We start from the raw sequence: 23,180 nt of genomic DNA on the forward strand, positions 1-23,180 counted from the left end.
CGCATTCCGGCACAGCTCCGCCCGCGCTCAAACTTGTCCGTTTGCGCGTCTCTCGATCGAAGCTCGTGTTGTAGAAAAGCTGGTCTCTCCGGCGCCATCGCCATCAAAGCAACACGCAAATGATGCGGTGCGATGTCGTCATCGTCAATGAAATGGAATTTCTAATGTTGCCGGGGTGGCAGCGATTATCTCCACGAACGCATCGCGCGACGATGAAAGGATTTCAGCCCAATTGGAGCACAGATGCGCCGCGCGCCGGCGCGGATCGCATTGCAATTGAGCATTTTTCAATCAGGCGCGTAACCTCTTCTACTCAGGCCATGCTCGACGAGATCATCCTTGCTGCGCAGCGCAGGAATTCAGTTTTCCGTTTCGTTGACGGCGAACAGGTTGCCTATCAACCTGATCGAACGCTGATGCGCTTCCTTGCAGCAGCCAATGAATCGGAAAGAAATGGATATGCGCAAACTGACCCGCCCGGGCTCGCCCCATTCGCTCACCCGCCGCACGGCGACCGCGCTGATCGCAGCTGCGATCACGTTGTCGACATCGGTCGCAGCCTTCGCCGCCGACACCATCGTGCTGCGCGTCGGCGACCAGAAGGGCGGCAATCGTTCGCTGCTGGAGATTTCCGGCCTCGCAAAAGACCTGCCCTACAAGATCGAGTGGGCGGAATTTCCGGCGGCCGCGCCGATCCTCGAAGCGCTCAATGCCGGCGCGCTCGATGTCGGCTATACGGGCGATCTCGCCTTCCTTTCGGTGTACGCCGCGGGCGCGCCGATCAAGGCGATCGGCGGGACACGCGCCGACCCGAAGACCCAGGCGATCCTGGTTCGCGCAGACTCACCGATCAAGTCCGCGGCTGATTTGAAGGGCAAGCGGCTCGCCGGCACGCGCGGCGGCTGGGGCCAATTCCTGATCGACGCGACGCTGGAGAAGAGCGGCAGCAAGATCGAGGACGCGACCTTCGCGCCGCTCGGTCCGGTCGACGCCAAAATCGCGCTGCTCGCCCATTCGATCGACGGCTGGGCGATCTGGGAGCCCTACGTCTCCTACGCGACGCTAAAGGACAAAGCGCGGGTTATCGCCGATGGCGAGGGCCTGACGCCGACCATCACCTTCATCGTCGCCTCCGACAACGCGATCGAGACCAAGCGTGCCGCGGTGCAGGATCTCGTGCAACGGCTGAACAGAGCGCGGCTGTGGTCGCTCGACCATCTCGCCGAGTATGCGAAGAGCACCGCCGAACTGACAAAGCTGCCGGAGGACGTGCTGCTCGCCGCCTACACCGCGCAAAAGACCTCACCGATCGCGATCGACGAGGCCGTGGTGAAAGAGGTGCAGGCGGCTTCCGATCGCGCGACGCGGTACGGCATCCTGTCGAAGACGCTCGATGTCGGCGAAGCCGTCGACCGCAGCTTTACGGCGAACGCAAGCCTGAACTAGCGGGTCGTTTACCTCCCCTTGAAAAGGGGAGGTCGGGCTGCGCGTCAGCGCAGACCGGGTGGGGATCCTGCCTCCTCAAGCGCCAGCGTTCGTGGAGAGCAACCCCCACCCCGCCCTCCCCCATTCAGGGTGAGGAGCCAGAGAACGGTGCCCGCCTCACCGCACTCCGGAGACGCCCCCAATGTCCAGCCCGCTCCATCTCGTACTTATCGTCGCAGCACACCTGCTCTGCATGACCTTGTTGGTCGCGCTCTCGGTTTGATACGCTTCTCCCCGGGGATCGTGCCCAGGGAGAACAACAATGAACCTATCCATGAAAGACCGCGTCGCCGTGGTCACCGGCGGCAGCAAGGGCATCGGGATCGCGGTGGCGCGGCGGTTTGCCGAGTCAGGTGCCAAGGTGGCGATCCTGGCCCGCGGCGCAGCCGACCTCGCGGCCGCGCGCGAGGCGCTGGCGAAAGATGGGCTCGCGGTCCGCGATTACGTCTGCGATGTGTCGAAGGCTGCCGACATCACGAAAACCCACGACAGGATCGTCGCCGATCTCGGCGGGATCGACGTGCTGGTCAACAACGCGGGAACGGCGCGCACGCTGGCCTTCGAAAACATCAGCGACGAGGACTGGCAGGAAGACCTCGACCTGAAGCTGTTCGCCGCGATCCGCTTCAGCCGGCTGGTCTGGGGTGGGATGAAGCAGCGCAAATGGGGCCGCATCATCAACGTGCTCAACACCTTTGCGAAGGCGCCGGCCGGCCATTCCGCGCCGACCTCGGTGTCGCGCGCCGCCGGCATGGCGCTGACCAAGGTGATGGCCAATGAAGGCGGCGAGCACAACATCCTGGTGAATGCGCTGTTGGTCGGCCTGATCATGAGCGATCAGTGGGTCAAGCGCCACGCGACGCAATCGCCCAACATGGATTTCGACGAGTTCGCCAAGGGCCTTGCCAAGGGAACGCCGCTCGGCCGCATCGGCACGGCGGAGGAGTTTGCCAACCTCGCCTGCTTCCTCGCCTCCGACCAAGGCTCCTACATCACCGGCACCGCCATCAATGTCGATGGCGGCCGATCGCCGGTGGTTTAGAGCGGTTCATGGCTAGGATGAATCGGGAGGGATTCCCCTGAGGGGCGGTTTGTGATTCAAGATGCTGGCTGGGCTGGGGGCCAGCATCTGATGGGCCGACCTCTTTCCAATGACCTGCGAGAGCGCGTGGTGGCAGCGGTGGCAACTGGCGAGAGCTGCCGTATAGTGGCGGCACGGTTTGGTGTTGCAGTGTCCTCTGTAGTGAAGTGGTCGCAGCGCTACCGGGCGACCGGCTCAGTGGCGCCGGGCAAAATGGGCGGGCACCGGAAGCCGGTGCTGGAACCGCACCGCGCGTTCATCAAAGAGCGGATTCGCCAGACACCGCATCTGACGCTGCACAAGTTGAAGGACGAACTCGCTGCGCGCGGGGTCAAGGTCTCTCACAATGCGGTCTGGACATTCCTGCGGCGCGAAGGGCTGCGATTCAAAAAAAACGCTGTTCGCCCTCGAGCAAGCCCGCGCTGACGTTGCGCGTCGGAGGCGACGCTGGCGGTCATGGCAGGCCAGCCTGGATCCCCAGCGCCTGGTTTTCATCGATGAGACCTGGATCAAAACCAGCATGGCCCCGCTGCGCGGATGGGGACCGAAGGGCGAGCGAGTGGGAGGTTTTGCCCCGCACGGCCACTGGCGAACGCTGACCTTTCTCGGCGCTCTGCGTTGCGATGGCCTCACGGCCCCTTGCGTCTTCGATGGGCCAATCAACGGCGAGTGCTTCCGAGCTTACGTCGAACAGCAGCTCATCCCCGTTCTCAAGCCGGGCGACATCGTCATCATGGACAATCTCGGCAGCCATAAGTCGGCCGCTCTGCGCCGCGCCATCCGCGGCGCCGGCGCCAAGCTCTGGTATCTGCCGCCTTACTCACCAGACCTCAATCCGATCGAGCAGGCCTTTGCTAAAATCAAGCATTGGATGCGCATCGCCCAGAAGCGCACCCTCGAAGACACTTGGCGTCACATCGGCGACCTTGTTGCAACTATCCAGCCCCGCGAATGCAGCAACTATTTCGCCAACGCAGGTTATGCTTCCGCCAAATCGTGAAACGCTCTAGAACGCTGGCAACCTAAGTCAGGAACAGCAGGCTCAAAAGCAAAAGGCCTCCGTCACCGGAGGCCTTTAACTTCTTAAACCGCGTCCTTGGCGGCCTTGACCGGCCGTGCGCGGACGATCTTCCTGGCCGGCTTGGCCTTGAACATCATTTCCTCGCCCGTGAAGGGGTTGGTGCCCTTGCGCGCCTTGGTCGCAGGCTTCTTGACCACGACGAACTTGGCGAAGCCGGGGACGAGGAACACCCCGGCCTTCTTCAGCTCCTTGTGGCCAACGTCAGTGAGCGTGTCCAACACGTTCTTGACGTCGCGCTTGGAAAGTTCGGTGGTGGTCGCGATCTTCTCGATCACTTGCGACTTCGACAATTGGGTAGCCATGGTTGCTCCATTGATTCTGGAGCGGCAACGATATGGCGAAAAACGCCGAAAAAAACAGGCTTTTCTGCACTCCCCACAGCAATATCGCTGTGGATAGTGCCCGAATCAGCGAATTTTCCGGGGTTTTTCCAAGTCAAGATGCCTCGGAGCCCTGAAATAACAGGGTTTGCGCGCGTCCTTGCCTGCGAAAAGCGGGCTCCGGAGCGAATCACTGCACGCACCTCACGTCGCCGCGAGGCACGACAACGCCAGTCCGGATTCGAGTTGCGAAGGTCTGCGGCGCGACTTCTGGTTTTGGAAATGATCCTCCAAAAGGCCGAGGCATTAGAAAATGACTCAGATTCCCTTTCCATCGTAACATCGGCCAAAGCCGGCCATGACCCAATGGCGGACCATCTGATGTAAGCTTTGGAGACCCCGCGTATGGATTTGACCCGCCTCGAGATCAACCGCCGCACGGCCCTTTTGACCTCGGCTGCCATCGCGGCCAACGTCATCAATCCGATGCGGGCGTTCGCGCAGGAAACCCCGCGCAAGGGCGGCGTGTTCAACGTGCAATACCCCGCCGAGCAGCGCCAGCTCAACCCGAGCATCCAGGCCTCGACCGGCGTCTACATCATCGGCGGCAAGATCCAGGAGAATCTGGTCGACCTCGACGCCAACGGCCAGCCGGTCGGTGTGCTCGCCGAGAGCTGGGAGGCAACGCCCGACGGCAAGACCGTCACCTTCAAGCTGCGCAAGGGCGTCACCTGGCATGACGGCAAGCCGTTCACCTCCGATGACGTCGCCTTCACCGCCATGAACATGTGGAAGAAGATCCTCAATTACGGATCGACGCTGCAGCTCTTCCTCACCGCAGTCGACACGCCGGACCCGCAGACCGCGATCTTTCGTTATGAGCGGCCGATGCCGCTGAACCTCTTGCTCCGTGCCCTGCCCGATCTCGGCTACATCTCGGCAAAGCATCTCTACGAGAGCGGCGACATCAGGCAGAACCCGACCAATCTGGCGCCGGTCGGCACCGGTCCGTTCAAATTCGTCAAATACGAGCGCGGCCAATATGTCATCGCCGACCGCAATCCGGATTATTGGCGGCCGAATGCGCCCTATCTCGACCGCATCGTCTGGAAGGTGATCACCGATCGCGCCGCAGCAGCGACGCAGATGGAGGCCGGCGAACTGCAATACAGCCCGTTCTCCTCGCTCACCATCTCCGACATGGGACGACTGGCCAAGGACAAGCGCTTCATCGTCACGACCAAGGGCAATGAAGGCAACGCCCGCACCAACACCATCGAATTCAACTTCCGCCGTAAGGAACTGGCTGATATCCGCGTCCGCCGCGCCATCGCGCACGCGATCAACGTGCCGTTCTTCATCGACAACTTCCTCGGCGATTTTGCCAAACTCGGCACCGGGCCGATCCCGTCGACCTCGGCCGACTTCTATCCCGGGTCGAATACGCCGCAATACCCTTACGACAAGGCCAAGGCGATCGCGCTGCTCGACGAAGCCGGCTTCAAGGCGAGCTCCGGCAGCCGTTTCTCGCTGAAGCTGCTGCCGGCGCCGTGGGGCGAGGACATCTCGCTGTGGTCGACCTTCATCCAGCAGTCGTTGTCGGAAGTCGGCATCCAGGTCGATATCGTGCGCAATGACGGCGGCGGCTTCCTCAAGCAGGTCTATGACGACCACGCCTTCGATCTCGCCACCGGCTGGCACCAGTACCGCAACGACCCCGCGGTCTCGACAACGGTGTGGTACCGCTCCGGCCAGCCCAAGGGCGCGCCGTGGACCAACCAGTGGGGCTGGGAAGACAAGACCGTCGACAAGACGATCGACGACGCCGCCACCGAAGTCGACCCGGTCAAGCGCAAGGCGCTCTATGCCGAGTTTGTCAAGGAGGTGAACACCGAGCTGCCGGTCTGGATGCCGATCGAGCAGATCTTCGTTACCGTGATCACAGCGAAGGCGCGCAACCATTCCAACACCCCGCGCTGGGGCTCGACGAGCTGGCACGATCTTTGGCTTTCGGCGTGAGACTCCACTTCTCCCTCGCCCCGCTCTTGCGGGGTCGAGACGAGCGAAGCTCGCTCTTAGAGGGTTGGGGTGAGGGGCTCTCTCCGCGACATTGATTCTATCGATAGACCTGTACCCCCTCACCCGGATCGCATCTTGCGATGCGATCCGACCTCTCCCCGCAAGCGGGGCGAGGTAACCGAGAGGCCGGCGCCAGTTCAACTCGAAGTCATCACGCTTCAGCTTTCACTTTGACGCGCTTCTCGACACGAACCGATGTCCACTTCGCTCGAAAACGCTATAGATAGCCGATGCGCATCCTGAGCCTTGCGGGGCGGCGGCTCGCCGCCTCGATCCCAACCCTGTTCCTGATCCTGATCGGCGTGTTCCTGCTGCTGCAGCTCGCGCCGGGCGACACCGTCGACGCCTTGATGGCGCAGATGGGCGGCGGCGATGCGGCAACCGCAAAAGAGCTGCGCCAGTTCTATGGGCTCGACCTCTCGATCCCGGCGCAGCTCGCGAACTATTTGTGGCGGCTGGTGCGGCTCGATCTCGGTTTCTCCTCGATCTACGGCAAGCCGGTCGCGACCGTGATCCTGGAGCGGCTGCCGCCGACCATCCTTCTGATGACCGCATCGCTGTCATTTGCGTTCTTCTTCGGGCTCCTGTTCGGTGTGATCGCCGCGCGCGGCGTCAACCGCTGGCCTGATACGCTGATCTCGACGCTCGGCCTCGTCTTCTACGCCACGCCCTCGTTCTGGTTCGGGCTGATGGCGATCGTGGTGTTCTCGGTCTATCTGCAATGGCTGCCGCCTGGCGGCTTCGAGGACATCGGCACCGTGCGGACCGGCATCTGGCACGTCTTCGACATCGCGGCCCACCTCCTGCTGCCGACGCTGACGCTCGGGCTGATCTTCCTTGCGATTTATCTGCGGATCATGCGCGCCTCGATGCTGGAGGTGCTGAACCTCGATTTCGTCCGCACCGCGCGCGCCAAGGGGCTCGACGAAACCCGCGTCATCACCCGTCACGTGCTGCGCAACGCGCTGCTGCCGATGGTGACGCTGATCGGCCTGCAGGCAGGCACCATGCTTGGCGGCTCGGTCGTGGTGGAAAGCGTATTCTCGCTGCCGGGGCTCGGACGCCTCGCCTATGAGTCGGTCGTGCAGCGCGATCTCAACACCCTTCTCGGCATCGTGTTCGTCTCCGCCCTGCTCGTGATCGTCGTGAACTTCGTCGTCGACCTGCTCTACGCGCGGCTCGACCCGCGCATCGCGGCGGAGCGCTGACGATGGACGCCGTGAAACGCTATTTCCGCAGCCCGGCGGCCGTGATCGGCCTGGTCCTGCTGTTGCTTGTGATCGCGATGGCTGTTAGCGCGGGCTTCCTCTATCCGCGCGATCCGCTGGCGCTCGCCGGGCGGCCGCTGGTCTGGCCGTTCACCAACCCGCGCTTCCTGCTCGGCACCGACAATTCGGGGCGCGATATCGCCGCGCAAATCTTCTACGGCGCGCGGATATCACTGCTGATCGGCGGCGTCGCCACCGTGATCGCGATCCTGATCGGCATCCTGGTCGGGGCGTTCGCGGGCTATTACGGCGGCTGGGTCGATAATGTGCTTATGCGGATCACGGAGGCGTTCCAGACGCTGCCGAATTTCGTGCTGCTGCTGGTGCTGGTCGCCGTGTTCGGTTCGACCCTGACCACGGTGACGATCGCCGTCGGCGTGGTGTCGTGGCCAGCGCCGGCGCGGCTCACCCGCGCCGAATTCCTGTCGTTGCGCAATCGTGAATTCGTGCAGGCCGGCAGGACGCTCGGGATGAGGGACATCCAGCTCATCCTCGGCGAAATCCTGCCCAACGCGCTGCCGCCGGTCATCGTCTATGCCAGCGTGGTGATGGCGGTGGCGATCCTGCTCGAAAGCGCGCTGGCTTTCCTGAGGTTGTCGGATCCGAACGTCGCCTCCTGGGGCAATCTGATCGGGCTCGGCCGCGACGTGCTGCGGGTGCAGTGGTATGTCTCGGCAATCCCCGGCATTGCGATCCTCGTCACCGTGCTCGCGGTCTCACTGGTCGGCCAGGGGTTGAACGACGCGCTCAATCCGCGGCTGAAGAGCCGATGAGCGAATCTGTTCTTTCCCTCGATGGGCTGACGGTCCGCCTGCCCAAAGGGGCGGACCGTCCGCACGCGTTATCCGACGTTTCGCTGTCAATCGCCTCGAACGAGATTCTCTGCGTGGTCGGCGAATCCGGCTCGGGCAAATCGATGATGGCCAACGCCATCATGCAGCTGTTGCCGAACGAGGTGACGATCGAGCACGGCCGGATGCTGTTCAATGGCCGCGATCTTTGCACGGCTGATGCCGCCGAGATGCGCCAGGTGCGCGGCGCCGGGATCGCGATGATCTTCCAGGAGCCGATGACGGCGCTCAATCCGCTGCGCAGCATCGGCGACCAGATCGGTGAGATGTTTTCGATCCACACCAAACTGTCGAAAGCCGAGATCGCGGCGCGGGTACTGGCGCTGCTCGAGGATGTCCGGATCCCCGATCCGAAGGCCGCGGCGAAGGCCTATCCGCACGAGCTTTCCGGCGGGCAGCGCCAGCGCGCCATGATCGCAATGGCGCTCGCGCTCGACCCGAAACTCCTGATCGCGGACGAGCCGACCACCGCGCTCGACGTCACGACGCAGTCGCAGATCCTGAAACTGATCCGCGACCTGCAGCGGCGCAAGAAGACGGCGGTGCTGTTTATCACCCATGATTTCGGCGTTGTTGCCGACATCGCCGACCGCGTGGTGGTGATGCAGCACGGCGTGATCGTGGAACAAGGCACGACCGAGAAGGTGCTGAACGATCCACAACATGCCTATACGAGGCAGCTGATATCAGCCGTGCCGCCGCTGAAGGCGCCGCCGCCACGCATCATTTCAGACAAGAACATCCTGACCATCGACAACGTCTCCAAGACCTACCGCACCGGCGGCTTCCTCGGCCGCGGCGCGCGGGTCACCGAGGCGGTGAAGGACGTCTCGCTGCATTTGCCGCGCGGCGCGACGCTCGGGATCGTCGGCGAGTCCGGCTCCGGCAAATCGACGCTCGCGCGCTGCATCGTGCGGCTGATCGACCCTGATGCCGGTGCGATCCTGCTCGACGGCAAGGACTGGGCAAAGCTCACGCGCGAACAGGTTCGCCGCGAGACGCGCCATATCCAGATGGTATTCCAGGATCCCTTCGCCTCACTCAACCCGCGCCGCAAGGCTGCGGAACTGGTGGCGCAAGGGCCGATCGTGCATGGTACCGATCGTGGTGTTGCGATCGCGGAGGCACGAAAACTGTTCGAACTGGTTGGGCTTGAACCGTCTGCCGGCGATCGCTTCCCGCACGAGTTCTCCGGCGGTCAGCGCCAGCGCATCGGGCTCGCACGCGCGCTCGCGCTGAAGCCGGACGTACTGGTCGCCGATGAGCCGGTCTCGGCGCTCGACGTCTCGGTGCAGGCGCAGGTGCTGAAACTCCTCGCTGACCTGCGCCAGCAGCTTGGCCTCTCCATCATCTTCATCACACACGATCTCCGCGTGGCCGCGCAGATCTGCGATCTCGTGGCTGTCATGAAGGATGGCGTCGTAGTCGAGCAAGGGCCGACCGCTGAGGTGTTCGGCAACCCGCAGCACCCCTACACACAGGCGCTGCTATCAGCGATCCCCGGCGGCGATTTCACCCGCAAGCGCGATGCGGCGATGGTCTAGGCATGATAAAGTCAGGTTGAATCGGTCTTGCCGCAGACTGGCTACACCTCTCCCGCTTGCGGGGTCGAGACGAGCGAAGCTCGCTCTTAGGTCGCATCGCATCGCATCGAAGATGCGATGCGGGTGGGGGCTCTCTCCGCAATGTGACTCGCGGAAAGAGCCCCCACCCCAGCCCTCCCCCGCAAGCGGGAGAGGGAGCGCACTGCCTTCGCGACTGCTACTCAACCTAATCTCATCCCGCTTTAGGCAATCTCCCGCGCATCGCGACGGCGATAGATCAGCAGCATCAACGGCGCGAGCTTGCGCAGCAGGCCGTGCGCAGGAATTGCGACCGACTCGGTGAAGGGCAGCGCGAGGTCGCCCTCCGGCACGCCTTGCACGGCTTTCGCCAGCTCCCGCCCAAGCGGCATCGTCAGTGCCACCGCACGGCCGTTGCAGCCGGTCCAGCCGAAGGCATTGGGCCCGAGCTTGTGGATCCGTGGCAGGAAGTCGGTGGTCATGCCGACATAGCCGTTCCAGACATAATCGAACTGAACGTCGCCGATCTGCGGCCAGAGTCGCTGCAGCCGCTCGGTCACCCGCGCTTTCAGCCGCGCGGGCTTGTCGCCGGGGCCGATCACGGCGCCACCGGTGACGAGGCGATTGCGGGCGTCGTAGCGGGCGAAATAGAGCTCGCCATGGGTATCCGACATCGCCTGCCGGCTCGGAATAATGGTCTTGCGGACATTGTCGGACAGCGGCTGCGTCGCCATCTGCCAGGACAGCACCGGCATCACCTCATGCGCAATCTGCGGCACCAGCGATTTCGAGAACTCACCGCTATAGGCATTGGTCGCGACCACCAGCGCGCGGCCGGAGATTTCGCCCTTCTCAGTTTTCACGACCCATTTGTCGCCACAGCGCTCGAAGCTCACCGCGGGCGAACGGGCGTAGATCCGTGCGCCGAGGCCGAGCACGGTACGCGCAAGGCCCCGCGCCAGCGCCAGCGGATTGATGTGGCCGCCGGTCTTGTTCCAGAAGCCGCCGAACCACGCATCCGAGCCGAGCATGTCCCTGGCCCGGTCGCGGGACAGCATTTCGACCGGCGCGCCGAATTTCGACCATTGCCGTACCCGCCGCTCCGCGATCTTGATGCGGCCCGGCGAGTGCACCGGTTGCACCCAGCCAGCCTGCTCCTGCTCGGCCTCGATGTTGTATCGCCTGACGATGTCGAACAGGGTGGAGGCGCTGTCGCGCAGCATCGCGACAAAACGTTCGCCGGCCGCACCATGTTTGGCGACGATGTCCTCGGGATCCGGCCGCGACAGCGTCGGGATCACCTGCCCGTTATTGCGGCCCGATGCGCCCCAGCCGGGCTCGGCAGCCTCGACGATGGCGACATCGATATTGGCTTCCCGCAGATGCAGCGCGGTCGACAGGCCGGTGAAGCCGCCGCCGATGATGACGATGTCAGCCTGCTGAGCACCGGTCAGTTCGGGACACTCAGGGCCGGGCGGCGTCGCCGCGGCCCAGAGCGAATTGGGCCAGCGTACGGCATTGCTGCTCATCATGATCCTTTCTTGCGGGCGCCCGGTCGTTCTGGTTAGCTTTAATCCTCCATTCCAGCCGGGGAAAGACAAGAAGTGGCACTCAAAAACGTCATCGGAATCGACCACGCGGTGGTCATGGTGAAGGACCTCGACAAGGCCGCCGAGAACTACAAACGGCTCGGCTTCACCGTATCGCCGCGCGGCACCCACAGCGCGCATATGGGATCGGGCAATTACACCATCATGTTCGACCCCGACTACATGGAATTGCTCGGCGTGCTGACGCCGACAGAGCATAATGCTCCGGCGCGCGCCTTCCTGGACAAGCACGGCGAAGGCATCGAGCGGATCGCATTCACCGCGGTGGATTCAGCCGCCGGTGCCGAGGAGATCCGCGCGCATGGCTACACGCCGGTCGGCCCGACCGATTTCGAGCGGCCGGTGACGATGCCCGACGGCACCATCTCGGCGGCGAAATTCCGCACCTTCCAGTGGCCGACCGCGGAGGCCCCCGGCGGCGTTCGCATCTTCGCCTGCCAGCACAAGACGCGCGAAACGGTGTGGATTCCCGAGCTGATGACGCATGCTAATGGGGCAAAACGGCTCAAGCAGGTGCTGATCGTCTCGCCGGAGCCGGCCATCGATGCCGCGCATCTCTCGAAGATGATCGACATCGCGGTGAGAAGTGAAGCTGATGGCGCCGTCGCGGTGCCATCAGGCGGAGACCGCGCCGACTTCGTGTTCCTGACCAAGGACCAGCTCGGCAAACGCTATCCCGGCGTGTCGCTAAACGGCTTGTCCGATCGCGGCGGCGCGGGCCTTGTGATCGCGGCCGATCTTGCGGCCACCGAAAGGGCGCTGGGCGAGACCGGCGTGAGCAGCGGCAGCAGCCTCTGCGTGCCGCCCGCCACCGCCAACGGCACACTCCTGGCCTTCGTCAAGGCATAGCTGCCATCACCGAGGACATCGCGTGCATTACGACGTCGTCGTCATCGGTGGGGGAGCGATCGGCGCGAGCGTCGCCTATTTCCTGGGGCGCCATCCGAAGGCGTGCTCGGTGGCGGTCGTCGAGCGCGACAAGACCTATCAGCAGGCTTCGACGCCGCGCGCATCGGGCGGCGTCCGCCGGCTGTTTGCGCTGCCGGAGAACATCGCGTTGTCCAACTTCAGCATCCCGTTCTACCAACGGTTCGAGACCGAGATGGCCATCGACGGCGAGCCGGCCCGAATCGACTTCAGGAAGAACGGCTATCTCTTCATCGTCGCCGCCGCTGACGTCGGGGCGCTCGAGACAAACTTTCGGGTACAGCAGGACAACGGCGTCAATGTCGTGTGGCTGGACCGGGATGGATTGAAGCGCAAGTTTCCGTCGATGAACGTCGCCGATCTCGCGGCCGCGGTGTATTCGCCGGATGATGGCTGGCTCGATCCCTACAGCGTGCTGCGCGGGTTGCGCAGAAAGGCGACATCAACGGGCGCGACATTCATTGACGACGAGGTCGTCGCGATCGAGGCCGAGCGCGGACGCGTCAGGAACGTGACGCTCAAATCGGGCGCAGTCATCACGACGGATCATGTGGTAAACGCAGCGGGCGCCTGGGCCAAAGAGATCAGCGCGATGGTCGGCATGCGGGTGCCGATTGAGCCGATGCGGCGATACGAGCACTATTTCGAATGCGAAGCGGCAATCGAGCCGCTACCCTACCTCAAGGACACGCAGCGATTGGCGTTCCGTCCTGAAGGCAAGGGCTATACCGGCGGCGTCCCCGATACAAATGAGCCGCGGGGCTTCAACTTCGAGGTTCAGCACGACTATTTCGAGACGGTGGTGTGGCCCGCGCTCGCCCATCGCTTCCCGGCGTTCGAGCGAACCAAAGAGAAGAACGTGATGGCCGGGCTGTACGACCAGAACGAGCTCGACGGCAATGTGATCATCGGACCGTGGACCGGCGGCCTGGAGAATTTCTACATGCTCGCCGGCTTTTCGGGACACGGCCTGATGCATGCGCCGGGCTGCGGGCGAGCGATGGCGGAATTGATCCTCGACGGCAGCTATCAGACCATCGATCTCAGCCGCCTTGGATGGCAGCGCGTACCGGACGGCACGCCCTATCGGGAGACCGGCATCATCTAGAGCATAATGAGATAAGGTCGAGTTGGACCGGTGCCGAAGGTTCACCTCTCCCTTGGGAGAGGTCGATTTGCGCAGCAAATCGGGTGAGGGGTTACGGTCTATCGAGAAGCAAGAGCCCTCACCCGGCGCTACGCGCCGACCTCTCCCCGGCGGGGAGAGGTGAACCGAAACCGCTGCGAACCAATTCGACCAAAACTCATCTCGCTCTAGCGTCGATCGGGTCTGATCCGCTCACAGAAGCGGATTAGTGTCGACAAGCAATCGCGACAGAATGTGTTCGGGATCGGTCATCCCGTCGAGAACGTTAAAATGATGCCGGTCAGGTGCGACGATGGCCCGAGTGCCGACGCCAAATCCACTCCAGATATTTTCCAGCAGGCTGTTCTGCCGCAGGAATTCACTCCGCTCCGCCCCGCCCACATAGCAAGTGAGAGCAAAGCCGTCTCGGGGATCCAGCAGTGCCGGGCTCTCCCGCGCGGCCTCCGACGCATCTATCCGCAGCACGCGATTCATGTCGGTTCGCATCAGCGGTCTCAAGTCGTGCAGGCCGGATATTGATACGACATGCTTGATACGTTGAGCGACGCTTTCCTGCAATGTGGACGTCGTGCACATCTGTCGCGCTACGAGATGACCACCCGCCGAATGACCACTCAAAGTGATGGGACCGTCGACCTCGCCGGCGGCGTGGTTGATGCTTGCCGCGATGTCTGACGTCATTTCGCCGATGCGCGCTTCCGGCGCCAATCGATAACTCGGTAGAGCAACGCCATAGCCCAGCTCGACAGCACCGCCGGCGAAATGGGACCAGGAGCTCTTGTCGAACGCCATCCAGAAACCGCCATGAACGAAAACGACGAGACCCTTTGCCGTTCGTTTCGGAAGAAACAAATCAAGACGTTGCCGCTCGTGCGGGCCATAGGCGATATCCAATCGTGCACGCCCTTCCGCGATGGCTCGCTCGCGAAAGGCGGACGCGGAGCGCAACCATCTGTCCGGATAATCCGCTCCTCCAGGAATGTGAGCGCCGTTTCGATAGGCGTCGTCCCAATCTTCAATCCTATGAAGCGGCATCCCATCTCCTCCCTCACGCCGAATACGGCCGGCGAAGATCGCCGAACGAAAGGATATAATACTTTATAATTAAAGCAATTGACGTCCCGCTTTATTTGTCGCAGCTTAAGTGGCGCGAGCATGATCGACAGGCGAGTTTAAATTTGAGGTTCGATGGAACAGTCTCACGACTCAATTCCTGACGGTGCTCAAACGCGCTTTGAGGACCTCATGTCCTATAGCGACTATCTGCAACTCGACGCGCTCCTGGGTTCGCAGCGGCCATTATCCGCCGCACATGACGAGCTGCTTTTCATTATTCAGCATCAGACTTCAGAGTTGTGGATGAAGCTCGCCATCCACGAACTGCGTTCGGCGATGAAATGCATTCGCCGGGATGAATTGCAGCCAGCCGCCAAGATGCTCTCGCGCGTGGCTCGTATCTTCGAGCAGCTGAACAATGCGTGGGACGTTTTGCGCACGATGACCCCGTCAGAATACACCGAGTTTCGCGGGAGCCTCGGACAGTCGTCGGGTTTCCAGTCCGTGCAGTATCGCATGATCGAGTTTATCGTTGGGAACCGAAATCTGGCTTTGTTGTCTCCTCACGCGCATCGCGAGGACTATTTGGCGGCGTTGGAGGAAATTCTGGCGGCCCCAAGCCTGTACGACGAGGTCCTGCAGGTGCTGGCGCGGCGTGGTCTCGATATCGGGCCTGACGCAGAACGCGTGGATTGCCGCCTGTCGCGCGCCGCAAACGACCACGTTCGTGCAGCATGGAAGATCGTTTATTCCAATCCGAAAGAGTATTGGGACCTTTATGAACTCGGCGAAAAACTCGTAGACTTCGAGGACTATTTTCGCCGCTGGCGTTTCAACCACGTCACCACGGTTGAGAGGGTCATCGGTTTCAAGCGGGGAACCGGCGGCACAGGCGGTATATCCTATCTGCGCAAGATGTTGGAGGTGGTCTTGTTTCCCGAACTGTGGAGTGTGCGTACCGACATGTAGTGGGAGGCAAAGGGATATGCGTCGCACTTGGTCTTTTGCAGAACGCCGTCCTTCGGTCCGTTCCAACTGAGAACTGGCTTTTACGGCAACGCGCCGCGATCAGGCGCCACGTCAGGGAGATACGATGTCATCGGATTCCAGCAGTGCACTGGAATTGGATCAATCCGATTCCTTTGCGCATGTCCGCGAGCAATTCTATTTGCCCCGAGATGCGATCTATCTGGACGGCAATTCCCTTGGCCTCGCATCAAAAGCCGCCGAGCGGGTCCTGCTTGAAGCGTTCGATGAATGGAAAACCCACGCGATCGATGGCTGGAGCCATGGGCAGCGACCATGGCTTTACAATGCCGAGGCTCTGGGGGCACGCCTTGCGCCCTTTATTGGCGCCAAGCCGGGCGAGGTCGTTGCGACGGGATCAATAACCGTCAATATTCATCAATTGTTGTCGAGTTTCTACAAGCCGACGCCGCAACGCAGCCTGATTCTGGCTGATAGCCTCAACTTTCCGACCGATCTTTACGCGCTGCAAAGTCAGCTGCGTCTCCACAATCTCGACATTGCAGAGCACCTCCTTTGCACGACGTCGCGTGATGGCCATCTGCTCGACGAAGACGACATCATCGCCAATATGAGCGATCGGGTTGCGATATTGTGGCTGCCAACGGTGATGTATCGCAGTGGTCAATTGCTCGATATTGCCAGACTGACCGATGAAGCGCATCGGCGCGGCATCCTGGTTGGCCTCGACCTGGCTCACTCTGTCGGATGTATGCCGCATCGCCTGCATGATTGGGGCGTCGATTTTGCCGTGTGGTGCAACTACAAATACATGAACGGCGGCCCCGGAGCCGTCGGCGGCCTCTTTGTGCACGAGCGCCGTTTCGGAAGCCCGCCCGGACTGGCGGGCTGGTTTGGCTCGGACAAGAGTAAACAATTTGCGATGGATCATCATTTCACCCCCGCGGCAGATGCGGGGGCTTATCAGATCGGCACTCCGCACCTTTTCAGCAGCGCCCCGTTGTTTGGATCCCTGGAGATCATGGAAGCGGTCGGCATTGAGCATATTCGAGCCAGATCGCTTCGGTTAACCGACTACATGATGCGACAGATTGATCTCGAACTGCGGCCGTTTGATTTCACGGTGGTCACGCCAAGAGAACATCACCGCAGAGGCGGCCACGTCAGTGTCCAGCACAATGACGCGGCGCGGATCGTCAAGGCGATGAAGACGGCTGGCGTCATTCCGGACTATCGCGAGCCGAATATCATCCGTCTGGCGCCTGTTGCGCTCTACACATCCTATCAGGACATCGAGGAAGCCATCCACCGTATCCGCCGTATCATGACGGACCGAGCCTACGATGCCTTCGCCAATGAGCGCGGCATCGTGGCTTAGAGCGTTTAGCGAAGTGGACGCCGGTTCGCGTGAAGAAAACGCGTCGAAACAAGAATCGCCGCGCTATGACGTCATGATCACTCCGCCGGCGCCGCAGCCGGCATTTCCGGATGCGAGCTGTAAGCCGCACTCCCCGCCGACTTATCGAGCGCATAGAAGCCGGCAGCCATCGCGAGATAGGCGACCGCCACGCTGGGCGTCACGCCGAGCCCACCGCCGATGCCGACGGCTTCGCCGTGCATAAATCCAAAATAGGTCAGGACGGCGCCGGCGAGCGCGAAGGCCGAGGCCTTCATGAAATCGCGTTCGATCACGAACACGCCGATCGCGCCCAGGATCAAGCCGGCGAGGATCGAGCCGCCGCCCAACACTTCGAGGCCATGGTAGAGCACGCCCTGTTGCGGTAACGCTGCGATGGCCGCGGTCTTGACCTCGCCGACCTTGTCGGCGGCAAGGCCGCCGACGGCCTGGGCAGCGTTCAAGGTCAAGCCCAGCATGGTGTCGATCTGTAGTTTTGCCCACGCCGCAAGATGCGGCGTCAGCGCCAGCACGATCGCGGGCGCATGCTTGATCGGCGTGGTCTGGAACGCCTGCGCACCGATTAGCATGCCGATATAGAGCAGGATCGGCGAGATCGCGACCACAGGTACCAGCGCCAGCAGCACCGAGATGATGCCGAACCAGGACAGCGCCACCACCATGAGTCCGGTCGCGGCCGAATAGCCGATCCGGCCGCCCATCGCCTTCCAGCCGGGATGGCCGATATAGACCGCGTTGATGAAGGGATTGCCCATCAGGCAGCCGATCAGGCTGACCACGCCGTCGGCCGTCAGCACGCGGGTGGTCGGGTATTCGTCGCCGGCCGCTTCCGCGCTCTCGACATTGTCCATGGCTTCGACGAGATCGTAGATGCCGAACGGGATCGCCGTGACCAGAATGACGCCGAGGTATTCGAACCCGGAAAATACCTGCCCGACAGCCGGAATAGGCACGGAGAAGCCGAAGCTCGCAAAAGCGTCACCGACGCCCTTGACGCTGAGGCCGCCGAGCCCGAGGCCGAACAAGTTCGAGCCCCACGCGATGATCATGCCGACCGCGATGGCAACGAGGCCTGCGGGGATGTTCTTTGGATATTTCACGCCGCCGAACCAGCTCACCAGGATGATGGCAAAGCACACCAGCCCGATCTGCGGCGTCATGTACATTTCCAGCGCGGGCCGCATCGAGATGAACGTCACCGATACGCCGGCGAGCGTGCCGAGCAGCGCCGCGCGCGGCGTGATTTTCCGGATGAAGGGCGCGATGAAGCCGCCGATCATCAGGATGAAGCTCTGGAAGAACACCCAGACCAGGCCGGCGGACCAGCCCTTCATGGGATCGCCGGTCTTGATCGTGACCGGCAGCATGATCACGAAGGTGACGATGAACATGTGCGGCACGCTGACGCCCGACGGCAGCGCGCAGACGTCGCTGCGGCCGGTCTTCTGCGCCAGGCGATAGGCGAGGAACGCGTAGTAGAAAGTGGAGAGGCACATCATCAGGCCGAGCGCCGGCAGAATGCGGCCGAACACCAGGCTGTCGGGCATCTTCAGCACGAAGCGCAACAGACCGGTCAGCACCAGCATGTTGACGAGGATGTTGGTGCCGAAGCCGAAGAACGCGTTCCAGTCGCCTTGTGTCCACAGTACCGGCTTGAATTCGGACTTGAATTCGGACTTGCCGGCCGTCCCTGTAATGCTCGTGCTCATGATAAATGATCCCCTAGGCCAATGTTTTTGACGTCTCCATTGCTTCCAGCACCGCGGCCGAGTTGGTGACCCAGCCGAAGATTCCGCCCTGGGCCTTGATCATCTTGAGGCCCATCTCGTGAAATTCAGGAAAGTAGGACGCGCAGCCATCGCCGATCACGACGCAGCGATAGCCGCGGTCGTTGCCCTCGCGGACCGTGGTGTTGACGCACACTTCGGTGGTGACGCCGCACACCAGCAAGTTCTCGATGCCGTAGTTCTGCAGGACATCGCCGAATTCGGTGGCGTAGAACGCGCCCTTGCCCGGCTTGTCGATCACGATCTCGCTGTCGAGCGGATAGAGCTCGGGAATAATGTCGTGACCGGCCTCGCCGCGGATCAGGATCCGCCCCATCGGCCCGGGATCGCCGATGCGCAAGGATGGCGCGCCGCGCTCGACCTTTGCCGGCGGCGCATCGGAGAGATCAGGCAGATGGCCTTCGCGGGTGTGCACGACGAGCATCCCGCTGGCGCGGGCTGCCGCCAGCACGGACGCAATCGGCTTCACGGCTCGCGCCAGCTGGCCGACGTCGTTGCCGAGCGTCTCGCCGAAGCCGCCGGGCTCCATGAAGTCGCGCTGCATGTCGATGATGACGAGCGCCGTCTTGGTCCAGTCGAGCTTGAGAGGCTCCGGCTCGGCCGCGATGGTGCCGCTTGAGTTCGTCATGACGCACGCCCCGAACGAGAGAACTCCTGAGAAGGCTCAAGCAAGGTGCATGCCATTGTGTACAATGCCATCCTGCGTACAGCCGGAACCGAATCCATCACGATTTCAATTTGTTGGATATTCGGCGGAGCGTTGCTCGTTCGCCAGGCGTCGCTGTTGCGACGTGCAGTTGCTCATTTGCTAAGCGCAAACCGTGCGGTGCCGGCATCGCTATTTGAAGAAATGGACAAGCCCGATGCTTAAGCCCAGCAGCAACAGCAGCGACAGCGTCACCGCCGCCGTCACCCGGCCGCCGACGGTCGAGAGTACACGCACGTCGACGCCGAGCCCGAGCGCCGCCATCGAGACCACGGTGAGCACGCCTGCGATCTTCGTCACCGGCACGATCGCGATATCAGGCACGAATTGGAACGAACGTAGTGCGGCCAGCACCAGAAAGCCGATGATGAACCAGGGCACCAGCTTGAACGGGCTGATCGAGACCGTTTTGGCGTGACCGGCCAGGCGCTTGCGGCGGGCGGCGAACAGCGAGAGGCCGAGCACGATCGGCCCGAGCATCAAGACCCGCACCAGCTTCACCAGCGTGCCGATCTGCGTAGAGACGATGCCGGCGGGTACGGTCGCCGCCAGCACCTGCGGCACGGCATAGACAGTGAGGCCAGCCAGGATGCCGTATTGCGTGGCGGACAGCTTCAACAGCGGGATCAAGAGCGGGAGGCCCAGCACCATCAGCACGCCCAGAATGGCGGTGAATGAAATCGACGATACGATGTCGTCGCCGTCGGCCTCGATGACGGGTGCAACGGCTGCGATCGCCGAATTGCCGCAGATCGAGTTGCCGCAGGCGATCAGGATCGAGAGTTTTGTCTTGAGCCCGAGCATCCGGCTCAGGCCGAAGCTCACCGCGATCATGATCAGGACGGTTGCCGCGATCGCCCCGATCAGGAGATAGCCTGACGCCAGGATGGCGGCAAAGCTGATAGAGGCGCCGAGCAGCATCACGGCGACCTCGAGCAGTTGCTTGGCGCTGAACGCGATGCCGGAGCGCCAGCGCTCTGACGGCTGCCATGCGGTGCGCACCGCCATCCCGAGCAGGATCGCAACGACAAGGGCCTCGATATAAGGGTGGTCGAAGACGCGTTCCTCGACGGCCTGGACACCCAGCGAGATCAACGTGACCACACTGCAGAGCAGAATGCCGGGAACGAGCAGGAGCGCGCGCTTGAACGCGCCTTGCTTTTGCCCGTCACGGCCAGATTCTTGCGATGGCACCGGCATGGAAATCTCCTTTTCGGACAAAATTTTATGCGCCAGACCCCACCGATTGGCTAATATATTTTCGGACTTCCCCGATAGAGAGAAGTTATGTCCCTCAACCTGCATCTGCTCCGCCTGTTCACCGCCGTGGCGAGGACCGGAAGCTTCTCCCGCGCCGCCGACCTCCTGCACATCAGCCAGCCGGCGATCTCCAAGGGTGTGCGCGATTTCGAGTTGCAGGTCGGCTGCCGGCTGCTCGACCGCACACCGAAGGGGGTGCGCCCGACCCGGGAAGGCGCCGCGCTGGCGCGGCATGCGGAGACGTTGTTCGCGGCCGAGCGCGCCGCGGAAGACGAGCTGCAGGCGCTGCGCAACCTCGACAGCGGATCGCTGCGCATCGGCGCCAGCACGACGATCGCGACCTACATGATCCCGGAATATCTCGGCATCTTTCACCGCGCCTTTCCCGGCATCGATCTTCACCTGGTCAGCGCCAACACCAGCGATATTGCCGCACTCATGCTGGCGCATGAAATCGAGATCGCTCTGGTCGAGGGACCGGTGGAGGACGAGAACCTGATCAGCGAAGCTTGGCGCCCCGACGTCATGGGCCTGATCGCGGGTCCCGATCACAGCTTCGTAGCAGCCCAGGGGCCGATCGACTTTCGCCTGCTGGAGAACGAGATCCTGATCGTGCGCGAACCGGGTTCGGGGACGCGCGAGGTGGTCGCGCAGGCGCTGGCCGCCCACCGCATCGAACCGCAACGGACGCTGGAAATTGGCAGCACCGAGGCGATCAAGCAGGCAGTGGCCGCAGGCGTCGGGGTCGCCATTGTCTCGACGGCAACGATCGACGATCAGGTCCGGCTTGGGAAGCTGAAGGTGATCCCGATCACGGGTGTCCACATCGAGCGTATGCTGTGGCAGTTGAGATCGCCGGGCCGGCTCGAGGTGCCGGCGGCGACAGCGTTCGACGGGATCGTCAGGGAGACGCGCGGCGCGCACGCCGGTCCGCGCAAGGGGGCGGCTAGAGCGCGGCGAACAGACCCTGCGCCCAGGCCGCGGCGTGCTGGAAGTTGAACACGTCAGGATCGAAATAGACGGCGCGCGCCAGCACGATGCCGACCACCAGCACCCAGAACACGCTGGTGCCCGCTGTCTTCAGCCATTTCGACGCATGCTCATGCCCGATCGAATTGTCGACCGCAGGGACCGGCTCGCCGAAGGGATCGAATGCGGATTGGCTCATCGTCGCCACCATCAGGAATGCCATAAATGTCACCACTTCCGGCGCCAACGCAAGGGCGGCGCAGTGCCTTTTGCGGCAGCTACTTGGAAGGAAGTTTTGTGGCGCGAAAGCCGAGGAGTATTTTCTTCTCGACGCTCCAGTTGGACATCAACTATCGGTCCCGCGCTGTGGCGCCACCCGCGGCAGCGTGATCCGCACGCGGGTCCCCTTGCCCAGCGCGCTATCGAGATGCAGTTCTCCGCCCAGCCGGCCGGTCACGATATTATGGACAATGTGCAGACCGAGCCCGATACGGCCGTTGTCGCGGCTCGTGGTGAAGAACGGATCGAACGCCTGCCGCCGCACGTCAAGGCTCATGCCGCAGCCGTCGTCGGCGAACAGGATGTCCGCATCGCCGATGCCTGACGCGCGCAGCCTGATTGCGATCAAGCCGCCCTTGCCGTCCGGAAATGCGTGCGCGACCGAATTGAGAAACAGGTTTGTCAGCACCTGGCCATAAGGGCCAGGATAGCTGTTCATCACAAGACCGGGTTCGCCGTCGAACTCGAGAGTCAAATTGTTCTTCGGCAGTGCCGGGCGGAGGTTCAAGAGAACCTGCTCGGTCAATTCCACGAGATCGAACTGGCGCCGATCGGAATAGCTGCGGTCGACGGCAACCTGCTTGAACGACTGCACCAGTTCCGCCGCGCGGTTGAGGTTGCTGACGAGCAGTGATGACGCACTTTCGACGACCTCCAGGAAATCATTCAGGCTGGAGCGCTTCAACTTGCCCCGTGCGGCTTCGGCAGCAAAGTCGGCGCATTTGCGCTCCAGAACCGAGGCGACCGTCAGACTCGTACCGACCGGGCTGTTGATCTCGTGCGCAACGCCGGCGACCAACCGGCCCAACGCCGCGAGCTTTTCCGCCTCGATCAGCGACGCCTGGGTCTCCTGCAAGTGCTGCAGGGCCCTCTCGGCCGCATCCCGGGCAGCGCGAATCTCGCGTTCGCTGCGCTTGCGGTCGGTGATCTCTTCGGCCGCAACGTTGACGCCGACGATATTCCCGTTCGGCCCGCGCTGCGGATGCCAGTGGGTTATCCAGCAGCGTTCGTCATTATGGCCGGGGCGCTGGCCGTAGACCTCGATGTTGGTGACGGGCTCCCCGGTCTCCATGATCGAACGCACGATCCCCTCGACCGCAGGGGCCAGCGCAGGCACGCAATCGCGCACCGTATGTCCGAGATGACCCTCGACCGAAATCCCGCAAATCTCGGTGAGCCGCTGGTTGATCTGCAGATAGCGGCAGTCGGGAGAGAGATACGCAAGACCGATCGGCGCCGTGTCGTAGATCAACTGCAGCGCCGGTTGCTTCGGGAACTGAATGTCCTGAACAACGGACGGCTTCATGT

Annotated in this window: 20 protein-coding genes; 12 read left to right on the forward strand and 8 right to left on the reverse strand. The window is 62.5% G+C overall.

Annotation, left to right across the window (positions count from 1 at the left end):
• Positions 1-459: 459 nt before the first annotated feature.
• The 3 genes from ACP2YO_RS33020 to ACP2YO_RS33030 all read left to right on the forward strand — a co-directional run bounded on the left by ACP2YO_RS33020 (position 460) and on the right by ACP2YO_RS33030 (position 3,566).
• Entirely contained in the window at positions 460-1,446 is a 987-nt protein-coding gene (locus ACP2YO_RS33020; RefSeq protein WP_426435314.1) for an ABC transporter substrate-binding protein, read from the forward strand.
• A gap of 301 nt (positions 1,447-1,747) precedes the next feature.
• Positions 1,748-2,527 carry an SDR family oxidoreductase gene (locus tag ACP2YO_RS33025; RefSeq protein ID WP_426435315.1) on the forward strand — a complete coding sequence of 260 codons (780 nt, stop codon included), beginning with the start codon at positions 1,748-1,750 and terminating at the stop codon, positions 2,525-2,527.
• Between the two features lie 90 nt (positions 2,528-2,617).
• Positions 2,618-3,566 (forward strand): IS630 family transposase gene (locus tag ACP2YO_RS33030; protein WP_426435316.1). Its coding sequence is split into 2 segments (ribosomal slippage): positions 2,618-2,953 and positions 2,955-3,566, totalling 948 coding nucleotides; the frame shifts between segments, so codons are not numbered across the junction.
• Between the two features lie 83 nt (positions 3,567-3,649).
• Here ACP2YO_RS33030 and ACP2YO_RS33035 read toward each other — a convergent pair.
• Positions 3,650-3,949, reverse strand: coding sequence for an HU family DNA-binding protein (locus tag ACP2YO_RS33035; protein ID WP_426435317.1), 300 nt, complete (start codon positions 3,947-3,949; stop codon positions 3,650-3,652).
• A gap of 423 nt (positions 3,950-4,372) precedes the next feature.
• Between ACP2YO_RS33035 and ACP2YO_RS33040 the strand changes: the two genes are divergently transcribed.
• From ACP2YO_RS33040 to ACP2YO_RS33055, 4 genes are all read left to right on the forward strand, one after another.
• Entirely contained in the window at positions 4,373-5,986 is a 1,614-nt protein-coding gene (locus ACP2YO_RS33040) for an ABC transporter substrate-binding protein (protein ID WP_426435318.1), read from the forward strand.
• Positions 5,987-6,276: 290 nt separating this feature from the next.
• Positions 6,277-7,254, forward strand: a complete 978-nt coding sequence (locus ACP2YO_RS33045) for an ABC transporter permease (RefSeq protein WP_426435319.1) — start codon at positions 6,277-6,279, stop codon at positions 7,252-7,254.
• 2 nt (positions 7,255-7,256) lie between these two features.
• Positions 7,257-8,087 carry an ABC transporter permease gene (locus ACP2YO_RS33050; protein ID WP_426435320.1) on the forward strand — a complete coding sequence of 277 codons (831 nt, stop codon included), beginning with the start codon at positions 7,257-7,259 and terminating at the stop codon, positions 8,085-8,087.
• Positions 8,084-9,709 carry an ABC transporter ATP-binding protein gene (locus ACP2YO_RS33055; protein ID WP_426435321.1) on the forward strand — a complete coding sequence of 542 codons (1,626 nt, stop codon included), beginning with the start codon at positions 8,084-8,086 and terminating at the stop codon, positions 9,707-9,709. Before ACP2YO_RS33050 ends, ACP2YO_RS33055 begins: the two co-directional genes overlap by 4 nt.
• Before the next feature lie 242 nt (positions 9,710-9,951).
• Here ACP2YO_RS33055 and ACP2YO_RS33060 read toward each other — a convergent pair whose 3' ends face one another.
• Positions 9,952-11,256: an NAD(P)/FAD-dependent oxidoreductase gene (locus ACP2YO_RS33060; protein WP_426443370.1), complete on the reverse strand. Its 1,305-nt coding sequence runs from the start codon at positions 11,254-11,256 to the stop codon at positions 9,952-9,954.
• Positions 11,257-11,331: 75 nt separating this feature from the next.
• Between ACP2YO_RS33060 and ACP2YO_RS33065 the strand changes: the two genes are divergently transcribed.
• Both ACP2YO_RS33065 and ACP2YO_RS33070 read left to right on the forward strand, forming a co-directional pair.
• Positions 11,332-12,186 (forward strand): VOC family protein, encoded by an 855-nt coding sequence (locus ACP2YO_RS33065; protein ID WP_426435322.1) that lies wholly within the window; start codon positions 11,332-11,334, stop codon positions 12,184-12,186.
• A 22-nt stretch (positions 12,187-12,208) separates the two neighbouring features.
• A complete protein-coding gene (locus ACP2YO_RS33070; protein WP_426435323.1) occupies positions 12,209-13,372 on the forward strand; it encodes an NAD(P)/FAD-dependent oxidoreductase in 1,164 nt (387 codons plus the stop codon).
• Positions 13,373-13,603: 231 nt separating this feature from the next.
• Here the strand turns inward: ACP2YO_RS33070 and ACP2YO_RS33075 are convergent, their stop codons facing one another.
• The gene (locus ACP2YO_RS33075; RefSeq protein ID WP_426435324.1) at positions 13,604-14,305 is read right to left on the reverse strand and encodes an alpha/beta hydrolase; all 702 of its coding nucleotides are present in this window, start codon (positions 14,303-14,305) and stop codon (positions 13,604-13,606) included.
• A 294-nt stretch (positions 14,306-14,599) separates the two neighbouring features.
• On the opposite strand from ACP2YO_RS33075, the gene kynA reads away from it, so the two are divergent.
• Complete coding sequence (gene kynA / locus ACP2YO_RS33080; protein ID WP_426435325.1) at positions 14,600-15,436, forward strand: tryptophan 2,3-dioxygenase; 837 nt, start codon at positions 14,600-14,602, stop codon at positions 15,434-15,436.
• A 124-nt stretch (positions 15,437-15,560) separates the two neighbouring features.
• Positions 15,561-16,832: a kynureninase gene (gene kynU, locus ACP2YO_RS33085; protein ID WP_426435326.1), complete on the forward strand. Its 1,272-nt coding sequence runs from the start codon at positions 15,561-15,563 to the stop codon at positions 16,830-16,832.
• A 77-nt stretch (positions 16,833-16,909) separates the two neighbouring features.
• Here kynU and ACP2YO_RS33090 read toward each other — a convergent pair whose 3' ends face one another.
• The 3 genes from ACP2YO_RS33090 to ACP2YO_RS33100 all read right to left on the reverse strand — a co-directional run bounded on the left by ACP2YO_RS33090 (position 16,910) and on the right by ACP2YO_RS33100 (position 20,564).
• On the reverse strand, positions 16,910-18,580 hold the full coding sequence (locus ACP2YO_RS33090) for a regulator (protein ID WP_426435327.1): 1,671 nt from the start codon (positions 18,578-18,580) through the stop codon (positions 16,910-16,912).
• 13 nt (positions 18,581-18,593) lie between these two features.
• A complete protein-coding gene (locus ACP2YO_RS33095; RefSeq protein WP_426435328.1) occupies positions 18,594-19,286 on the reverse strand; it encodes a cysteine hydrolase family protein in 693 nt (230 codons plus the stop codon).
• A gap of 210 nt (positions 19,287-19,496) precedes the next feature.
• Positions 19,497-20,564, reverse strand: a complete 1,068-nt coding sequence (locus ACP2YO_RS33100) for a YeiH family protein (protein ID WP_426435329.1) — start codon at positions 20,562-20,564, stop codon at positions 19,497-19,499.
• 87 nt (positions 20,565-20,651) lie between these two features.
• On the opposite strand from ACP2YO_RS33100, the gene ACP2YO_RS33105 reads away from it, so the two are divergent.
• On the forward strand, positions 20,652-21,623 hold the full coding sequence (locus ACP2YO_RS33105; RefSeq protein ID WP_426435330.1) for a LysR substrate-binding domain-containing protein: 972 nt from the start codon (positions 20,652-20,654) through the stop codon (positions 21,621-21,623).
• Here the strand turns inward: ACP2YO_RS33105 and ACP2YO_RS33110 are convergent.
• Complete coding sequence (locus ACP2YO_RS33110) at positions 21,571-21,828, reverse strand: hypothetical protein (protein WP_426435331.1); 258 nt, start codon at positions 21,826-21,828, stop codon at positions 21,571-21,573. The two genes, ACP2YO_RS33105 and ACP2YO_RS33110, sit on opposite strands and share 53 nt — an antisense overlap.
• A gap of 111 nt (positions 21,829-21,939) precedes the next feature.
• Positions 21,940-23,178 carry an ATP-binding protein gene (locus ACP2YO_RS33115; RefSeq protein WP_426435332.1) on the reverse strand — a complete coding sequence of 413 codons (1,239 nt, stop codon included), beginning with the start codon at positions 23,176-23,178 and terminating at the stop codon, positions 21,940-21,942.
• Between the last annotated feature and the right edge of the window lie 2 nt (positions 23,179-23,180).

Origin of the sequence: Bradyrhizobium genosp. P (assembly GCF_049949265.1) — a bacterium.
Classification (GTDB): Bacteria; Pseudomonadota; Alphaproteobacteria; order Rhizobiales; family Xanthobacteraceae; genus Bradyrhizobium.